Here is an 18,068-nt window from a genome sequence, read left to right on the forward strand (position 1 = left end):
TCGCGCTTCATGTTTCTCGCGCAGTTTCGTGAGCGTTTTCCGCAGCGCCTATGTGCGGAATTGCGCGGGCATTTCGATGCGGAAGGCACGTCGCCGTTCTGGCGCGCGGTCGGCTCGCACTTCTATCAGATCGATTTCAACGCGGCGGACTATCTAAGCTCGCACGGACGCAAAGCGTTCCTTGCCGAACTGATGCCGCGCTATCCGGTGTATGTCGAGTTGTTGCCGGAAGAGGCGCAGCAATGCGTGGGTCTCACGCACAACGACACGATTCCGGCGCGCCGCATGCTCGAATCGGAAGGGCTGCGTTACGAGAATCACGTCGATATCTTCGATGCGGGTCCGGTGCTCGAATGCCATATCGCCGACTTGCGCACGGTGCGCGAGAGCGTGGTGGTGCCGGTCGAAATCGGCGCGTCGAGTACGCCGCAGGATGGACCGAAATCGATGGTGTCGAATACGTCGTTGGGCGATTTTCGCGTCGGCGTCGTGGCGGGCGTGCCGCAGGACGGCGTGTTCCGCATGAGCGCGACCGAAGCCGCGGCACTCGATATCAAGGCGGGCGACCTCGTGCGCGTGCTGCCGCAGAAACACAAACAGGGATGATCATGAGCGAGCTTTTCATCGACGGCGAATGGACCGCCGGCACAGGACCCGCATTCGCGTCGCACAACCCGGGCACGGGCGCGGCGGTGTGGGAAGGCAACAGCGCCTCGGCGGACGACGGCGATCGCGCGGTGCGCAGCGCACGCCGCGCCTTCGCCGCGTGGTCGGCCTTGAGCCTCGACGAACGTTGCGGCGTGGTGCGCCGCTTCGCCGCGCTCGTGACCGAACGCAAGGAAGCGCTGGCGGAAGCGATTGGCCGCGAAACCGGCAAGCCGCTGTGGGAAGCGCGCACCGAAGCGGCGTCGATGGCGGCCAAGGTCGAGATTTCGATTCAGTCCTACAACGAACGCACTGGCGAGAAGCGCTCGGCGATGGCGGACGGCACGGCGGTGCTGCGGCATCGTCCGCATGGCGTGGTGGCCGTGTTCGGGCCGTACAACTTTCCTGGCCATTTGCCGAACGGGCATATCGTGCCGGCGTTGGTCGCGGGCAATGCGGTCGTGTTCAAGCCATCGGAACTCGCGCCCGGCGTCGCCGCGCTCACCGTGCAGATCTGGCATGACGCGGGCCTGCCCGCCGGCGTGCTGAACCTCGTGCAGGGCGAAAAAGACACCGGCGTGGCGCTCGCCAATCACCGGCAGATCGACGGCCTGTTCTTTACCGGCAGTTCGGATACCGGCACGCTGCTGCACAAGCAGTTCGGCGGCCGGCCGGAGATCGTGCTGGCGCTCGAAATGGGCGGCAACAATCCGCTCGTGATCGGCCCGGTCGTCGATCTCGACGCCGCCGTGCATCACACGATCCAGTCCGCGTTTCTGTCGGCGGGGCAGCGCTGCACCTGCGCGCGCCGCATCTTCGTGCCCGGCGATGCAGCCGGCGAGCGTTTCGTCGCGCGCCTGACCGACGTCACCGCGCGGCTGCGCGTTGGTGAATACGACGCGGATCCGCAGCCGTTCATGGGCGCGGTCGTCTCGGCGCGCGCGGCTGCGCGGCTCGTCGCCGCGCAGGACCGTCTGCTCGCGAGCGGCGCGAAGGCGCTGCTGAAGATGGAGCAACGCGACCCGCAGCTCGGCTTCGTCACGCCGGCGATTCTCGATGTGACCGACGTGAAGGATTTGCCCGACGAAGAGCATTTCGGCCCGCTCGCGCAGATCATCCGCTATCGCGACTTCGACGCAGCGCTCGAACAGGCGAACGACACCCAGTTCGGCCTGTCGGCCGGGCTGTTGGCCGACGACGAAGCGCTGTGGGCGCATTTCCAGCGCACGATCCGCGCGGGCGTGGTCAACTGGAACCGGCCGACTAACGGCGCTTCGTCGGGCGCACCGTTCGGCGGTCCGGGCCGCTCGGGCAATCATCGGCCGAGCGCGTACTACGCAGCCGACTACTGCGCGTACCCGATGGCGTCGGTTGAAAGCGCGCAACTGCAAATGCCCGCGAGCGTGTCGCCGGGCCTTCAATTCTAAGGATCGACGATGCAGACAATGCAAGCCACCGAAGCCAATTTCGACGGTCTGGTCGGCCCGACTCACAACTATGCGGGCCTGTCGTTCGGCAACGTCGCGTCGCAGAGCAACGAGAAGTCGGCCGCCAATCCGAAGGCCGCGGCGCGCCAGGGTCTGCGCAAGATGAAGCAGCTCGCGGACCTCGGTTTTCACCAGGGCGTGCTGCCGCCGCAGGAGCGTCCGTCGATGCGCCTGTTGCGCGAACTGGGTTTTTCCGGCGACGACGCGAGCGTGATCGCACGCGTTGCGAGCAATGCGCCCGAGCTGCTGGCGGCCGCCAGTTCGGCCTCGGCGATGTGGACCGCGAACGCGGCGACCGTGAGCCCCTCGGCCGACACGCACGACGGCCGCGTGCATTTCACGCCGGCCAATCTGTGCAGCAAGCTGCATCGCGCGATCGAGCATGAATCGACGCGCCGCACGCTGGGCGCGATGTTCGGCGATCACGACCGCTTCGTCGTGCACGAGGCGCTGCCCGGCACGCCCGCGCTCGGCGACGAGGGCGCCGCGAATCACACGCGTTTTTGCGAGGAGTACAGCGCGCGCGGCGTCGAATTCTTCGTGTACGGCCGCAGCGAATACCGTCGCGGGCCGGAGCCGAAGCGCTATCCGGCGCGCCAGACTTTCGAGGCGAGCCGCGCTGTCGCGCATCGCCATGGCTTGCAGGAAGCGGCGACCGTGTTTGCGCAGCAGAACCCGGACGTGATCGATGCAGGCGTATTCCACAACGACGTGATCGCGGTCGGCAATCGCAACACGCTGTTCTGCCATCAGCTCGCATTCGTCGAGCAGAACGCGGTGTACGACGAACTGCGTGCGAAGCTCGCGAGCCTGCGTGCCGGCTTCAACGTGATCGAAGTGCCCGACGCGCAGGTGAGCGTCGCCGATGCGGTGACGTCGTATCTGTTCAACAGCCAGTTGTTGACGCGGCCCGACGGCAAGCAGGTACTGGTGGTGCCGCAGGAATGCCGCGAAAATCCGCGCGTGGCCGCCTATCTCGACGAGTTGACCTCGCACAGCGGTCCGATCGACGAAGTACTGGTGTTCGATCTGCGCGAGAGCATGAAGAACGGCGGCGGCCCCGCCTGTTTGCGTCTGCGGGTCGTGCTCGACGACGTGGAACGCGCGGCGGTCGCGCCGGGCGTGTGGATCGACGACACGCTGTTCGGCCGCCTCGATGCGTGGATCGAAAAGCACTATCGCGATCGTCTTGCGCCGTCCGATCTGACCGATCCGCAACTGCTGGTCGAATCGCGCACCGCGCTCGACGAACTGACGCAGATTCTGGCGCTGGGCTCGCTCTATGACTTCCAGCGCTAAGCACCCGATGCCGAGCGTCGGGTCGACACCGCTGCTCGAGGACTTCCTCGCATGGACCCTCGCCGGTACGCGGCCCGGCGCGCCCGACGCGGATGGCGTGTGCGCGCACGGGGTGCGCTGGGCATGGCTCGACGACGGCGTGCTCGTGATGGAGCCGGCCGAACTGCCGGCGTCCATACGCAGCGTACTGGTGTCGGCGGGCGTGCATGGCGACGAGACCGCGCCGATCGAACTGCTGTCGCGCATCGTGGCCGATATCGCCCACGGCCGCGCCGCGCTCGCGTGCCGGCTGCTGGTGATTCTCGGCAACATCGACGCGATGCGTGACGGCTGCCGTTACCGCGACGACGATCTGAACCGGCTGTTCAGCGGCCGTCATCTGCAATTGCCCGGCAGTCACGAAGCGCCGCGCGCGGCCGCGCTCGAACAGGCCGCCATGCGCTTTTTCGCCGATGCGTCCGACGCACCGGGCGGGCGCTGGCATATCGACATGCATACGGCGATCCGCGCATCCGTATTCGAGCGCTTCGCGCTGCTGCCGCATACCGGTAAGCCGTCGTCGCGCGCGATGTTCGAATGGCTCGGCGACGCGTGCATCAGCGCGGTGCTGTTGCATACGACGAAGGGCAACACGTATTCGCACTTCACCGCGCAAGCGTGCGGCGCTAACGCGTGCACGCTAGAACTGGGCAAGGTTCGGCCGTTCGGCCAGAACGATCTGACGCGCTTCAGGGGCGCCGATCTGGCCGTGCGCGCATTGCTCGCCGGCACGCGGGTTGGACCGGAGAGTGGTGCGCAGGCCGATGCAAGCGTCGATGCAAACGCCAATGCACCGGCCAATGCACCGGCCAATGCACCGGCCAATGCGGAAGCCAATGCGGAAGCCAATGCCGCGCCCGCCATGCCGCGCGTCTTCACCGTGATCGATCAGCTAACCAAGCAGAGCGACGCGTTTGAACTGCTGATTGCCGCCGATGTGCCGAACTTCACGCCGTTCGCGAAGGGCACCTTGCTGGCACGCGACGGCGACTATCGCTACACCGTGCATCACGACGAAGAACGTATCGTGTTCCCGAACGCGACGGTCAAGCCCGGCTTGCGCGCCGGGCTGCTCGTCATCGATACGACCGCCGACACGTTATCCAGACTTGTTTAACGCAATGTTCCGGCGACGTCGCCATCACATTGCGAAAAGGTGGCGATAGCGTTCTACCGGTATCCATACAAGCGGCCGCCATGCGCGGCCGTTTGCATGTGTGCACGTAACTGTGCGCGTGTCCCCGACGCGGCGAACGCGCGGGCGCCCCGTGATCGACTCGATTTTTTTAAGACATTACCCCGCAAACGTATGCGGGCGCAGGCGCCCCGCGATAAAATCGCGAGACATGCTGCGCCCGCGCGACGGCCCTGACCACCGTCACATCCATGCGCGACAGCGCGGCGACAACCAGCAACGTAGCGCTAATAAACAGCGGCAAGCATAAACGGCGCTGAGCGGGGACACGAATGACCACCATCGCAATCGACACTCAGAGCCACAGAGGCGCGACCGACGTCGCGCCGCTCGCGGCCAGCTTCGCACGGCAGCCCATTCTGAATCGGGACGGCATGCTGTGCGGTTACGAGATCAAGGTGCGCGCGCCCGAATTGCCCCTCACGCCCGAAGACGAAGCGGCGGCCCACACCGCGCCGCAAACCCGCACCCCGACTGACTTCGACCCTGACCCCGACCCCGACGCCGACCCCGACCCCGACGTGCTGCCCGGCCGCGCGCCAACGCCGGCCGAGCGCGTCGCGCGTACGATCGTGCAAGGTCTGCTACAAGCCGATGTGCGCGGCGCGTTGACCGGCCACCCGGCGTATGTCGACGTGACCCGCGACCTGCTGCTCGACGACGCGATCCTGCGATTGCCCGCCGAGCGCTTCATGCTCGAACTGCCGCCGTCGCTCGCAGTCGACGATGCGTTGATCGCGCGTCTCGTCCATCTGCATGGCCGCCGCTACCGTTTCGTGCTCGACAACGTCACGCAACCCAACGAGACCTTCGCGAAGCTGCTGCCCTACGCCGATGTCGTCAAGATCGACATCGCGCGCGCGCCGCGCGCACTGCTGCCGAAGCTTTCGAGCGTGCTGAAGTCGGCCGGCAAGCTGCTGCTCGCGTCGAACCTCGACGCGCAGGCCGATTTCGAAACCGCGCACGAGCTCGGCTTCGACCGTTTTCAGGGTTACTACTTCGCGCGCGCGCAGAGTTCGGCGACGCGCCGCGTCAGCGCGCCGCGTCACGCGCTGCTCAATCTGCTGCAACTGCTCGCGGGCGATCCGACCGTCGCGCAGCTCGAAGCCGAGTTGAAGCTGAACCCGGTGCTGGTGATGCATCTGATGAAGCTCGCGAATTCGAGCGGTCTCGCGCTCGGCCACAAGGTGACGACGCTGCGCGACGCGATCAATGCGACCGGCACCGACCGCATCGCGCGCTGGACCCAACTGCTGCTCTATGCGGACGGCCGCAAGGTCGCGCTCGAAGACGACCCATTGCTGCAACTCGCGGCTACTCGCGCGCGCTTCATGGAACTCGCGATCGAGCGCATGCCCGAGGCGGGCCGCGACGAAGCCGACGCCGCGTTTCTGACCGGGGTTTTTTCGTTCGTCGATGCGGTATTTGGCGGCTCGCTCGAGAAGACGCTGAACATCCTCACGCTGTCGCGGCCGATCCAGGCCGCGATCCTGCATCGCGAGGGCACCCTGGGTGTGCTGCTGAGCGCGATCGAAGCGCTCGAATGCGGCGCGTGGGAGCAGCTCGGCGAGCTGTGCGAGCGTCTACAGCCACTCACGTTGCAGGAGGTCGCGCAACTGGGGCTCGCGGCGGGCGCGTGGGCCGGCGTCGCGGATCGCAGCGCGCCGGGACTCGAACGCATCGAGGACTGAGCGCGGGGCGCGGGGAAGCAGGCGGTGCGCCGTATCGGCGCGGATTCGTTTTCGGGCAAACACGAAACACGGAACGGATCACGATGAAGCACGGCGCTCAACGATCGCGCCACGTCTTCACATCATCTCCATTTCCCGCATCTGCCCCTGGCCGAAAAAACGGCCTAACTCCCTGGCCAGTTCATTGAGCACGCCCATCTCCTTCTGCGAGATGCGGCGCGGCTCCTGCGTGTGCGACCAGTCGCCGTACAACAGCGCGACCGTCTGCTCGGTTTCGTCGACGACCGGCAGCAGCACGAACGCGCGTGCATCGTCGAACGCGCGGCGGAACCATTCGGGCAGACGCGCGACCATCTTCGGATCGCGCGCGTTCTCGATGAAGATGCCCACCGAATTCGCGATCGCGAGATGAAACACGTCGGGCTCGAACGCGGTATTGAAGGTGAGCCTCGGCAACGCGGCGTCGATCTTCGGGCCGAGGCCGAGACGTGCGTTGAACGTGCCGTTGCTGTGCTTGACGAACACCACCGTGCGCGCGAAGCCGAGTCCGGCAAGCACGGTTTCCGCGGCCATCGCGAGCGCCGGCGCGAGCGGGCTGCCTTCGGGCAGGCCGCGCAGGTCGCTCACGCCGAGCGCGATGCGCGCTTCCGGCGGGAGTGCTTCGCGCGCGATCGCATCCGCATTCGCGCGCAACTCGACGATCTCGCGCATCACGCTGTCGCCGCCTTCTTCGCGCGCGAGCGCGACGCTCATCTGCTGCAGCACGTCCGCGTCGGTGTTCAGCGCGCCGCTGTATTCCTGCGCCAGTTCGGCGATGCGCGCCTCGCGCTCGAACTCGGGCATGTTCTGCTGGGTGAGCACGTCGGCGACCGCGGTCGAGTAGTTGGTAATTGCGCGCAGCCACTGCACCTGGCGTGGCTGCTCGATGTCCAGCGGATCGAATTCGCCCATGCCCGAGCGGATCGTGTCGGGCAGGCGCCAGCGCACCGCGGCTTCCTCGCCGATTTCGTCGAAGGTGACGCCGAGCACGAGCACGCACGCGTCGGCTTCGAGCGCACCACCGTCGATATGCCGGCGAATCTGATCCCACTCGGCGTCGAGATAGAACACCACCAGCAGCTTGCCGATCTGCCGCATCAGCGTGCAGACCACCGCTTCCTCGCCGGCGCGCAGGTCACCGCGTTCGGTCAGCTTGCGCGCGACGCAGCCCGACAGCAGTGTGCGGTTCAGTTCGAGTTTCGCGTCGATGCGGCGCGGCGCGCTGTGATGAAAGTGATCGACGATCTTCAGGCCGACCACCAGATGGCCGACCGCATCCATGCCGAGCACCATCAGCGCGCGCGAGACGGTCGTGATGTTGCCGCCGAAAGCCATGTACATCGCCGAGTTCGCGAGCCGCAGCACTTTCTGTGTGAGCGCGAAATCGGACAGCACCACCTGGACCAGGCCGGTGAAATCGAGGTCGTCGTCGTTCATCGCTGCCATGGTGGAGCGCAGCGATTGCGACAGCATCGGGAAATCGCCGCGTTCACTCATGCGCGCCCAGAGCCGGTCGAGCACTGTCGCCTTTACCATGTGAGTCCCGCCAAAGCCATACGTATTCCAGTAAATGCCACGCCGGTGATGAGCCGGCCTGTTTCACCGCGGTGGCGTCGAGTCAGCATCGGCCGCTACGCGCAGTCGAGCTGAAGCTCGTGCGATTCGAAACGCCGCGCCAGTTCGTCGGACGGCAGCGCCTTGCAGACCAGCCAGCCCTGAATGTGATCACAACCCATCTTCGTGAGCATCGTGCGTTGTTCTTCCGTTTCGACGCCCTCGGCAACCAGTTCGAGATCGAGCGTTTGGGCGAGCCCGACGACCGCGCTAACGATTGCCTGATCGTTTCGCGAGGTTAGCAGATTCTCGACGAAACTCCGGTCGATCTTCAGCTTGGCCAGCGGAAAACGTTGCAGATAGGCGAGGCTCGAATAACCGGTGCCGAAGTCGTCGACTGCGAAGCGGATACCCATCGCGGTCAGCTCCTCGAGCAGCCCCTTCGCATGCAGCGGGTCGTGCATCAGCAGGCTCTCGGTGATCTCGAACACGAGCCGGCGCGGATCGATGCCGGTCAGCTCGATCGCCTCGCGCACCGCGTCCTTGAAGCGCGGATCGCGAAACTGCTGCGGCGACACGTTGACGGCCACGTACTGCAGCGCAATGCCTTTCGCGTCCCACTGGATCAGCTGCATGCACGCGACCTTCAGTACCCAGTTGCCGAGGAAGTTGATCAGGCCGACCGACTCCGCGAGCGGAATGAACATCGATGGCGGCAGCAGGCCGTGCACAGGGTGGGTCCAGCGGATCAGCGCTTCGACGCCGACCACGCCGTGGGTACGGCTGCTTGTGATCGGCTGGAAGTGCAACGAGAACTCGCCGTTGCGCACGCCGTCGTACAGATCGGCCTCCAGCTTCAGGCGCTCGGCGTCGGCGGGGTTGTCGTCCGGCACGTAGAACGCGAGCGTGTTGCCGCCCGCGGCCTTGGCCTGCAGCAGCGCGTGGTCGGCCCAGCGCAGCAGATGGGTGTCGTGGCTGGCGGTGTCGTTCGCGTGACGCACGTCCGGGTACAGCGCGATGCCGATGCTCGCCGACAGATGGACCTGCTGGCCGTTGAACACGTACGGTTGCTGGATCGCGGTGAGCAGACGCCGCGCGAGCGCTTCGGCGGCGGCCGCCGCGTCGGTGCGGCTGGCGGCCGGCTTGACGAGGATCGCGAACTCGTCGCTGGCGACGCGCGCAAGCATTTCGTTCGGGCTCGTCATATTGAGCAGCCGGCGAGACGTGTCGCGCAGCATCTCGTCGCCCGCGTCGTAGCCGAGCGCGCGATTGACGCGCTGATAGTCGTCGATATCGAGCAGCAACAGCGCGACCGGCGTGCCGTGCGCGTCGGCCTGGTGCTGCGCGTCGACCAGCGCAGGCAGCAAGCCGGACTGGTTCGGCAGGCTGGTCAGGCGGTCCAGATGCAAGGCCTGGGTCAGGCGCTCCTCGGTGGCGCGCCAGGACGACACGTCGAAGCCGGCGATCGCATAGCCGTCGACACCATCGTGGTTGCTGCGCACGACGCGCAGCTCGACCGTGATCGGATAGGTCAGCGACTTGACGAGCCCGAGCGTCGCCTTCTCGACGTTGCCCGACGCGGCGGCGTGCGCGAGCAGCGCGTCGAGGCGCGGCAGATCGGCCGGCGCGACCAGATCGTGCAGCGTGACCGTTTGCAGATATTCGCGGTGGTAGCCGATGAAGCGCAGGCTCGCGTCCGACACGTAGATGAAGCGCAGCGCATCGTCGACGTGCGCGAGAAAATCGACTGCGCCGACCACCTGCTCCAACCGCGGGGCGCGATTCGCGTCGGCGGGCGGTGTGCCGTCCGGCCGCCGGCCGAATGCGCGAAGCCGGTCGATGACCGTGCGCAGGGAGCCCCGGCGGGGCGCGGTGATCATGTTTGCTTCCATGTATGTCGGTGGTGGCAACCTGATTGGGCCCGCCGGCGGGGCTGCTTGTCCGCCGGTTGGGGCGGCCCTGAGCTACCAGGCCGGCGTATCAGAACAGGATAACGACCCGCGCCGCGAAATCTTTAGCCGGCGCAACGAAAAACATCGGCCGAGCAAATGCCCTTGTGCCGTGGCCGAGGCAATTCGGCTAAAGTGGCGCCGCTTTGCGTCCGTTAATAAGCCCAACTCCCTTTGTGCGGTGCCGGCCGTGCCGTCGCCCGCTGCGTAGCCTTTTCGAATCCTGTGCCGATGATCCCTGTCCGAACGCTCCGCTGCCCGGTCAATCAGGCCCACCGGGTCTTCCCGCCGCTTTTCCCGGTAAGCCGAGGTGCTTGATCCCGCCGCCGGCCCATCTGCCGCGCCTTCCGCTCGCGACCTGCTGCCGGATGCCGGCGCGCAGTACGTCTATCTCGGTCGCCAGCCGATTATCGATCGCGACGGCGCGCTCAATGCGTACGAGCTGCTATTCCGGGCGGGCGTGCATAACTACGCCGAAATCAGCGACGACGCCCAGGCGACCGCCCAGGTGGTCGCGCGCGCGATCGGCGGAATCGGCGTGCCGGCCGTGCTCGGACAGCATCGCGGCTTCGTCAACATCGACCGCACGCTGCTCTTTAGCGACATCGTTCATCTGATGCCGCCCGAGCGTTTCGTGCTCGAGATCCTCGAAACGGTGCGCTACGACGCGCCGCTCGCGCGCCGGCTGAACGAGCTACGCGAAGCCGGCTTCGAGATGGCGCTCGACGACATTCGCGATGTCTCCGACGAACTGCTCGCGCTGCTGCCGTACGCCGACATCGTCAAGATCGACTTCCTGCAGACTCCGCGCGACATGGTCGCGAAGCTCGCGACGATGCTGCGCGGCCACGGCAAGACGCTGATTGCCGAGAAGGTCGAGACTCGCGAGGACTTCGCGCTCGCGCACCGACTCGGCTTCGATCTGTTCCAGGGTTACTTCTTCGCGCGGCCACAGGTGCTGGCCGCGCCGCGCAATCGCTCGCTGCGTCCGGGCCTGCTGCGGCTGCTCGCGCTGCTGTCGCACGACGCCGGCATCGTCGAACTCGAGGCGGAACTCAAGCGCAATCCGAGCGTGGTGGTGCAGTTGCTGCGCCTCGTCAATTCCAGCGCGTTCGGGCTCGGGCGCAATATCGCGTCGCTGCGCGAGGCGATCATCGCCACCGGCACGCGGCAGATCGCGCGCTGGGCGCAACTGCTGCTATATGCCGATACGGGCGATCTGCCGTGGCGTGCTGATCCGCTGGTGCAACTAGCCGCCACGCGTTCGCGCTTCATGGAGCTCGCCGCGAGCTGGCTGCGCCCGTCCGACGGCGATTTCGCCGATGCGGCGTTCATGACCGGGATCTTCTCGCTGGTGCACGTCGTGCTCGACAGCACGCCGCGCGCGGTGCTCGAAAAACTCGGCCTCGCCCCGCAAATCCGCGAAGCGATCGTCGCGCACGACGGCGAACTCGGCGTGCTGCTGCGCATCGCCGAAGTGGCGGGCGAAGGCCGCGACGCCGCGCCGCTCGCGGCGGCGGCCGGGTTCACGGCGCTCACGCCCGACGTGCTGTCCGAGCTGAATCTGTCGGCGGCGGCCTGGTTCGGCGCGCACGTCGCGGAACCGATGGTGTGATGCGGCGGGCAGGACGGGTGGGACGTTCGGGCCGTGCTGGTTCGGCGCGGGATGCGCGTCCTCCGGTTTGCGCGAATTGGCGCGGCGCCGGCTCACGTCGCGGCGCGGCTTGTGATTCGTATGTAATCCGTGCGCGATCCGTTTGTGATCCGTTTGCAATCCATTTGTGATCCGTACGCGATCCGTCTGTAATCCGTCTGTGATCCGTCTGTGACCGGTTTGCGACCCGTCTGCGATCGCCTTGGTGGCCGCGCCGCTTCGTACGCGCGACACGTATCCGTGCTCCAATAGAGCGCTCCGCGACGGGCCGGCGTTGCGCCGGGTGAAACCGTCCGCGGCTGATGGGACCGAACGCGTGCGCGCACGCATGGAGGAGCAGATGAACATAAAGAACCTGCCGGCGACACTCGCCGCCGTGATGGCGATCGGATTCGCGCTGCATTCGCCGCTGGCGTCGGCGACGCTCAAACCAGGTGAGGCCGCGCCGACGTTTACCGCCGAGGCCTCGCTTGGCGGCAAGACCTACACCTATTCGCTCGCGGATGAACTGAAGAAGGGCCCGGTCGTGCTGTATTTCTATCCGGCCGCGTTCACGAAGGGCTGCACGATCGAAGCGCATGAGTTCGCCGACGCGGTCGACGAATACAAGAAGTACGGCGCGACGGTGATCGGGGTGTCGCACGACAACATCGATACGCTGACGAAGTTCTCGGTCAGCGAATGCCGCAGCAAATTCCCGGTCGCGGCCGATGCCGACGCGAAGGTGATCGGCGCGTACGATGCGGGCTTGCCGATGAAAAGCGGGATGGCCAATCGCGTGTCCTATGTGATCGCGCCGGACGGCAAGATCATTTACGAATACACGAGCATGTCGCCGGACAAGCATGTTGAGAACACGCTGAAGGCGGTCAAGGATTGGGCGGCCGCGCATAACGCGCAGTGACCGGCCGGGCCGCATGTCGTCGTGCGCCGCGCAAGGCGTCGCTGTCCCTGCATGCCTGCATGCCCGCATGGCCCGCATGCGCGACGCCTGTCGCATCGCGCGTCACGCTATGCGCAACGGTTTTTTGCGCGCGAAGCCGGCGCTCGCGCGTGCTAGCCTTAACCCTTTTGCCGGGGTGAACTAGCGATGCCGATTCTGGTTGCGTTGATTGCGCTGATCGCGCTGGTGTACGGCGCGGTGCGCACCTTTTATGCATTGCGGATCGCGTTCGGGCTGGCCGTCGCGATTGGGGTCGCGGCGGTGGTCGCGTTGCTGCTGGCCGGCGCGCTCGCGTATTGGTGGCAGCGCCGCCGCGAGGTCGCGCCGAACGTGCGCGACGGCGACTGGACGCACGACCTGACGGGAAGCTGGGGTTCGGTGCGTGTCGCCGCGGCCAAGCGCTTCTGCGAAATCCGCGTCGGCGACCAGCAAGGCGCCTATATCTTCGCCGATCTGCTCGGCGCCGAAGTGCAAGGCCGCGGCGCCCAGGCGCGGCTCGCGCTGAAGGTCAGCGACGCGCGGCACGGTGAATGGCTGGTGCCGATGTCGAGCGGGCGGCAGGCCCGGCAGTGGCAGCGGATTTTTTCCCTCGCGATCGAGCAAAAGCTTCGCGCTCGTTGAATCTCCCACAATCGACGCGCGCTGCATCGGCATGCTGAAAGGCGCTGCGCATGCCGATGCGCGTTGCCGCCTTCACCGTGTCATGACGACGTCGGCGCCGCGCCACCGGTACGGCGTGTTTTTCTCGCGTCCCAGCGCAAGCGGATACGATCCATATACAGATAGACGACCGGCGTCGTGTACAGCGTGAGCAGCTGGCTCACGATCAGCCCGCCGACGATCGAAATACCGAGCGGCGCACGCAGCTCCGCGCCTTCACCGTGGCCGAACGCAAGCGGCAGCGCGCCGAGCAGTGCCGCGAAGGTCGTCATCATGATCGGCCGGAAGCGCAGCAGACACGCCTGGTAGATCGCATCGCGCGACGACAGCCCGTCGCGCGACGCCTCGATCGCGAAGTCCACCATCATGATCGCGTTCTTCTTGACGATGCCGATCAGCAGTATCACGCCGATCAGCGCGATGATGCTGAACTCGGTCTTGAACAGCAGCAGCGCGAGCAGCGCGCCGACGCCCGCGGACGGCAACGTCGACAGGATCGTCAGCGGGTGGATATAGCTCTCGTAAAGGATGCCGAGCACGATATAGACGGCCGCGAGCGCGGCGAGAATCAGGATCGGCTGGTCCGACATCGACTGCTGGAATGCTTGCGCGGTGCCCTGGAAGCTGCCGTGAATCGTCGCCGGCATGCCGATTTCGGCCATCGTGTCGTAGATCACCTGGGTGGCTGTCGACAGCGACACGCCCGGCGGCAAGTTGAACGAGATCGTCGACGCGACGAACTGGCTCTGGTGATTGACCGACAGCGGCGTGGTGCCCGGCCCGAAGCTCGCAATCGCCGACAGCGGCACCATCGTTTCCTTCGCGATCGACACGGCCGAGCCGGACGACGCGCTCGATTTGCCGCTCGCCGCGATCGAGTTGATCGCCTGGTTGCGCGCGGAATCAGCGGCGATGCTGGCCGCGCTCGTCGCGGTGGTGCCGGCTGCGCCGCCGGCCGCCGCGCTGGCGGTGGTGGTGGCGGTGGCTTGCGACGTCACCGTGCCGGCCGGCGCGTTGGTGGTCTGCGCGCCGCTCGCGCTGCCGCCCGACGTGCTCACGTAGATTTCCCTCAGCGTCTCCGGGCTCTGCCAGTAGCGCGGCGCGACTTCCATCACCACGTGATACTGGTTCAGCGGGTTGTAGATCGTCGACACCTGGCGCTGGCCGAACGCGTCATACAGCGTGTTGTCGATCTGCGCGGGCTTGATGCCGAGCCGCGACGCGGTGGCGCGGTCGATCGTCACCATCGCTTCGAGGCCGCCTTGCTGCTGGTCGGAGTTCACGTCCGCGAGCTCCTTGCGCGCCTGCAGCGCCTCGGTCAGCTTCGGCCCCCACTTGTAGAGATCGGGCGTCGAGTCGGCGAGCAGCGTGAACTGATACTGCGCGTTCGACTGGCGCCCACCGACGCGAATGTCCTGCACTGACTGCAGGAACGTGCGGGCCCCGGCCACGTCGCCAAGCGGCCCGCGCAGCTGCTGGATCACCTGATCGGCGGACAGCTTGCGCTCGCTCTTCGATTTCAGCGACACGAACATGAACCCCGAGTTGGTCTGCCGGCCGCCGGTGAAGCCGACCACGCTGTCGACCGCGGGGTTCTTGCCGACGATTTCCATCATCTGCGAGAACTTGCCCTTCATCGCCTGGAACGACGTGCTCTGGTCGGCCTGGATGCCGCCGACGAGCCGCCCGGTGTCCTGCTGCGGGAAGAAGCCCTTCGGCACGATGATGTAGAGCGCGACGTTCAGCGCGATGGTCAGCACTAGCACGATGAGGACCGGCAGCGGATGGCGCAGCGCCCAGCCGAGCGTGCGTTCGTAGCCGCGTTGCATCGACGTGAAGCCGCGTTCGAGCCAGCGGCCGAAACGGCTTTCCTCGTGTTTCTCGTGCGGCTCGCGCAACAGGCGCGAGCACATCATCGGGGTGAGCGTGAGCGACACGATCAGCGACACCGCGATCGCCAGCGACAGCGTCAGCGCGAATTCGCGGAACAGCCGCCCGACGATGCCGCCCATCAGCAGGATCGGCAGGAACACCGCGACCAGCGAGATGCTGATCGACATCACCGTGAAGCCGACTTCGCGCGCGCCGCGGTACGCGGCCTTCATGCGCGGCACGCCGTTTTCGATATGGCGGGAGATGTTCTCGAGCACGACGATCGCGTCGTCGACGACGAAGCCGGTCGCGATGGTCAGCGCCATCAGCGACAGGTTGTCGATCGAAAAGCCCATCAGGTACATCGCGCCGAACGTGCCGATGATCGAGATCGGCACCGCGACGCTCGGAATCAGCGTCGCGCGCCAGTTGCGCAGGAACAGGAACACCACCATCACGACCAGCACCACCGCGATCACGAGCGTGTGCTCGGTGTCACGCAGCGACGCGCGGATGGTGATCGAACGGTCCGACGTGGGGGAGATGTCGACGTCGGCCGGCAGTGACGCATGTAACTGCGGCAGCATCGCCTTCACGCGATCGACGGTGTCGATGATGTTCGCGCCCGGCTGGCGGTAAAGAATCACCAGCACCGCGCGCTTGCCGTTGAACAGACCGAGGTTGCGCAGATCCTCGACCGAATCGACGACCTCGCCCATGTCCGACAGCTTGACCGGCGCGCCGTTGCGATAGGCGATCACCAGGTCCTTGTATTGCGACGCCTTGCTCGCCTGGTCGTTCGTGTAGAGCTGCACGCGGTTCTCGCCGAACTCGATCGAGCCTTTCGGGCTGTTCGCGTTGGCCGCGGCGAGCGCCGCTCGCACGTCTTCGAGACCGATGCCGTAGTGCGAGAGCGCATGCGGCTCCAGCTCGACGCGCACGGCCGGGTTCGCCGAACCGCTGACGTCCACCTCGCCCACGCCCTGTACCTGCGACAGCGACTGCTGCAGCACCGTGGCCGCCGAGTCGTACAACTGTCCGGCGCTCAGCGTGTTCGAGGTAAGCGCCAGAATCAGGATAGGCGCATCGGCCGGATTGACCTTGTGGTAGGTCGGGTTGCTGCGCAGGCTCGTGGGCAGGTCGGCGCGCGCCGCGTTGATGGCGGCCTGCACGTCCCGCGCGGCACCGTCGATGTCGCGGTTCAGGCCGAACTGCATCGTGATCCGCGTCGAGCCCACCGAGCTCGACGAGGTCATTTCGGTCACGTCGGCGATCGAGCCCAGATGCCGCTCCAGCGGACTCGCGACGCTCGTCGCGACGGTATCCGGGCTCGCGCCCGGCAGCGTCGCCTGAATCGAGATGGTCGGGAAGTCGACCTGCGGCAGTGGTGCGACCGGCAGCCTGGTGAACGCGAATATGCCGGACAGCGCGATGCCGATCGCCAGCAGCGTGGTGGCGACCGGGCGGGCTATAAACGGACGCGACAGATTCATCGCTCAGTTCCCCGCATCGGTGGCGGGCGGCGTGGCGCTGCCGGACGCATCGCCGCGATGGAAGCGCTCGCGCACGCGGCGGGCGAGCGAATCGAAGCCGAGATAGATGACCGGCGTCGTGAACAGCGTGAGCAACTGGCTCACGATCAGGCCACCCGCAATCGCGATGCCGAGCGGGCGGCGCAGCTCCGAGCCCGCGCCGGTGCCGAGCATCAGCGGCAGCGCGCCGAGCAGCGCGGCGAGCGTGGTCATCAGGATCGGCCGGAAGCGCAGCAGACACGCCTGGTAGATCGCCTCGCGCGGCGGCTTGCCTTCCTCGCGTTCGGCGTAGAGCGCGAAGTCGATCATCATGATCGCGTTCTTCTTCACGATACCGATCAGCAGCACGATGCCGATGATGCCGATGATGTCCAGGTCGTGCCCGGTGATCAGCAGCGCGAGCAGCGCGCCGACCCCGGCCGACGGCAGGGTCGACAGGATCGTGATCGGATGGATGAAGCTCTCGTACAGCACGCCGAGCACGATATACATCGTGACGATAGCCGCGAGGATCAGGAACAGCTCGTTGGCGAGCGACGCCTGGAACGCCAGCGCCGCGCCCTGGTAGCGCGTCTGGAACGAGGCGGGCAGGCCGATGTCCTGCTCCGCCTGCCCGATCGCCTTGACCGCTGCGCCGAGCGAGGAACCCGGTGCGAGGTTGAACGACACCATGGTGGCCGGGAACTGACTCAGGTGCGTGACGAGCAGCGGCGCGGGCCGCTCGATGAACTTCGCGATCGACGACAGCGGCACCTGGCCGCCGGTGGAGGTGGAAGAGGGCAGGTAGATCGAGTTCAGCGACTGGGTGTAGTGCTGCATTTCCGGCTGCGCCTCGAGAATCACGCGGTACTGGTTCGACTGCGTGAAGATCGTCGAGATGATGCGCTGGCCGAACGCGTCGTACAACGCGCTATCGATCGTGGCCGGCGTGATGCCGAAACGCGCGGCGGTCGCGCGGTCGATTTCGATAAACACCGAGCGGCCGTTGTCCTGCAGATCGGTTGCAACGTCCGCGAGTTCGGGGGCTTGCTTCAAGCGGTCGACCAGCTTGGGCACCCATGTGGTGAATTCGCTGATGTTCGGATCGGTCAGCATGAACTGGTACTGCGTCGGGCTCACGGTGGAGTCGATCGTCAGATCCTGCACCGGCTGCATGTAGAGCGACCCGCCCGCGATGTGCGCGACGTCTGTCTGCAACTGGCGGATCACTTCGCTCGCGGTGTTGCTGCGGTCGTCGCGCGGCTTCAGGTTGATCAGCATGCGGCCGCTATTCAACGTAATGTTGCTGCAGTCCACGCCGATGAACGAGGTGAGGCTTTCCACGTCCGGATTCTTCAGGATCTGCGCGGCGAGTTCCTGCTGACGCTCGGCCATCGACGCATACGACACCGACTGCGGCATCTGCGTGATCGCCTGGATCACGCCGGTATCCTGCACCGGGAAGAAGCCCTTCGGCACGAACACGTAGAGCAGGCCGGTCAGCACCAGCGTGAGCAGCGCGACCACGAG

The 18,068-nt window shown here is 66.2% G+C and carries 12 protein-coding genes; 8 read left to right on the plus strand and 4 right to left on the minus strand.

Annotated features, from left to right (window positions below; genetic code table 11):
• The 5 genes from VGH68_RS20240 to VGH68_RS20260 form a co-directional block, all read left to right on the plus strand.
• Positions 1-606, plus strand: a 606-nt coding sequence (locus tag VGH68_RS20240; protein ID WP_331605465.1) for an arginine N-succinyltransferase, incomplete at its 5' end; no start/stop codon positions are given.
• A 2-nt stretch (positions 607-608) separates the two neighbouring features.
• On the plus strand, positions 609-2,072 hold the full coding sequence (gene astD / locus VGH68_RS20245; protein WP_331605467.1) for a succinylglutamate-semialdehyde dehydrogenase: 1,464 nt from the start codon (positions 609-611) through the stop codon (positions 2,070-2,072).
• A gap of 18 nt (positions 2,073-2,090) precedes the next feature.
• Entirely contained in the window at positions 2,091-3,431 is a 1,341-nt protein-coding gene (gene astB, locus VGH68_RS20250; protein WP_331605477.1) for an N-succinylarginine dihydrolase, read from the plus strand.
• Positions 3,415-4,587 carry a succinylglutamate desuccinylase gene (astE, locus tag VGH68_RS20255; RefSeq protein ID WP_331605468.1) on the plus strand — a complete coding sequence of 391 codons (1,173 nt, stop codon included), beginning with the start codon at positions 3,415-3,417 and terminating at the stop codon, positions 4,585-4,587. Before astB ends, astE begins: the two co-directional genes overlap by 17 nt.
• Before the next feature lie 350 nt (positions 4,588-4,937).
• A complete protein-coding gene (locus VGH68_RS20260) occupies positions 4,938-6,356 on the plus strand; it encodes an EAL and HDOD domain-containing protein (RefSeq protein ID WP_331605469.1) in 1,419 nt (472 codons plus the stop codon).
• A gap of 117 nt (positions 6,357-6,473) precedes the next feature.
• On the opposite strand, the gene VGH68_RS20265 is transcribed toward VGH68_RS20260, so the two are convergent.
• The gene (locus VGH68_RS20265) at positions 6,474-7,931 is read right to left on the minus strand and encodes an HDOD domain-containing protein (RefSeq protein WP_331605471.1); all 1,458 of its coding nucleotides are present in this window, start codon (positions 7,929-7,931) and stop codon (positions 6,474-6,476) included.
• Between the two features lie 95 nt (positions 7,932-8,026).
• Positions 8,027-9,841: a sensor domain-containing phosphodiesterase gene (locus tag VGH68_RS20270; protein WP_331605472.1), complete on the minus strand. Its 1,815-nt coding sequence runs from the start codon at positions 9,839-9,841 to the stop codon at positions 8,027-8,029.
• Positions 9,842-10,208: 367 nt separating this feature from the next.
• On the opposite strand from VGH68_RS20270, the gene VGH68_RS20275 reads away from it, so the two are divergent.
• From VGH68_RS20275 to VGH68_RS20285, 3 genes are all read left to right on the plus strand, one after another.
• Positions 10,209-11,513, plus strand: coding sequence for an EAL and HDOD domain-containing protein (locus tag VGH68_RS20275; RefSeq protein WP_414696967.1), 1,305 nt, complete (start codon positions 10,209-10,211; stop codon positions 11,511-11,513).
• A gap of 379 nt (positions 11,514-11,892) precedes the next feature.
• Complete coding sequence (locus VGH68_RS20280) at positions 11,893-12,456, plus strand: peroxiredoxin (RefSeq protein WP_331605473.1); 564 nt, start codon at positions 11,893-11,895, stop codon at positions 12,454-12,456.
• A gap of 186 nt (positions 12,457-12,642) precedes the next feature.
• On the plus strand, positions 12,643-13,116 hold the full coding sequence (locus VGH68_RS20285; protein ID WP_331605474.1) for a hypothetical protein: 474 nt from the start codon (positions 12,643-12,645) through the stop codon (positions 13,114-13,116).
• An 80-nt stretch (positions 13,117-13,196) separates the two neighbouring features.
• Here the strand turns inward: VGH68_RS20285 and VGH68_RS20290 are convergent, their stop codons facing one another.
• Positions 13,197-16,520: an efflux RND transporter permease subunit gene (locus VGH68_RS20290; RefSeq protein ID WP_331605475.1), complete on the minus strand. Its 3,324-nt coding sequence runs from the start codon at positions 16,518-16,520 to the stop codon at positions 13,197-13,199.
• A gap of 3 nt (positions 16,521-16,523) precedes the next feature.
• A partial coding sequence (locus VGH68_RS20295; RefSeq protein ID WP_331605476.1) for an efflux RND transporter permease subunit occupies positions 16,524-18,068 on the minus strand: 1,545 nt, incomplete at its 5' end.

It is taken from the genome of Paraburkholderia sp., assembly GCF_036488505.1.
In the GTDB taxonomy this organism is placed as follows: domain Bacteria; phylum Pseudomonadota; class Gammaproteobacteria; order Burkholderiales; family Burkholderiaceae; genus Paraburkholderia.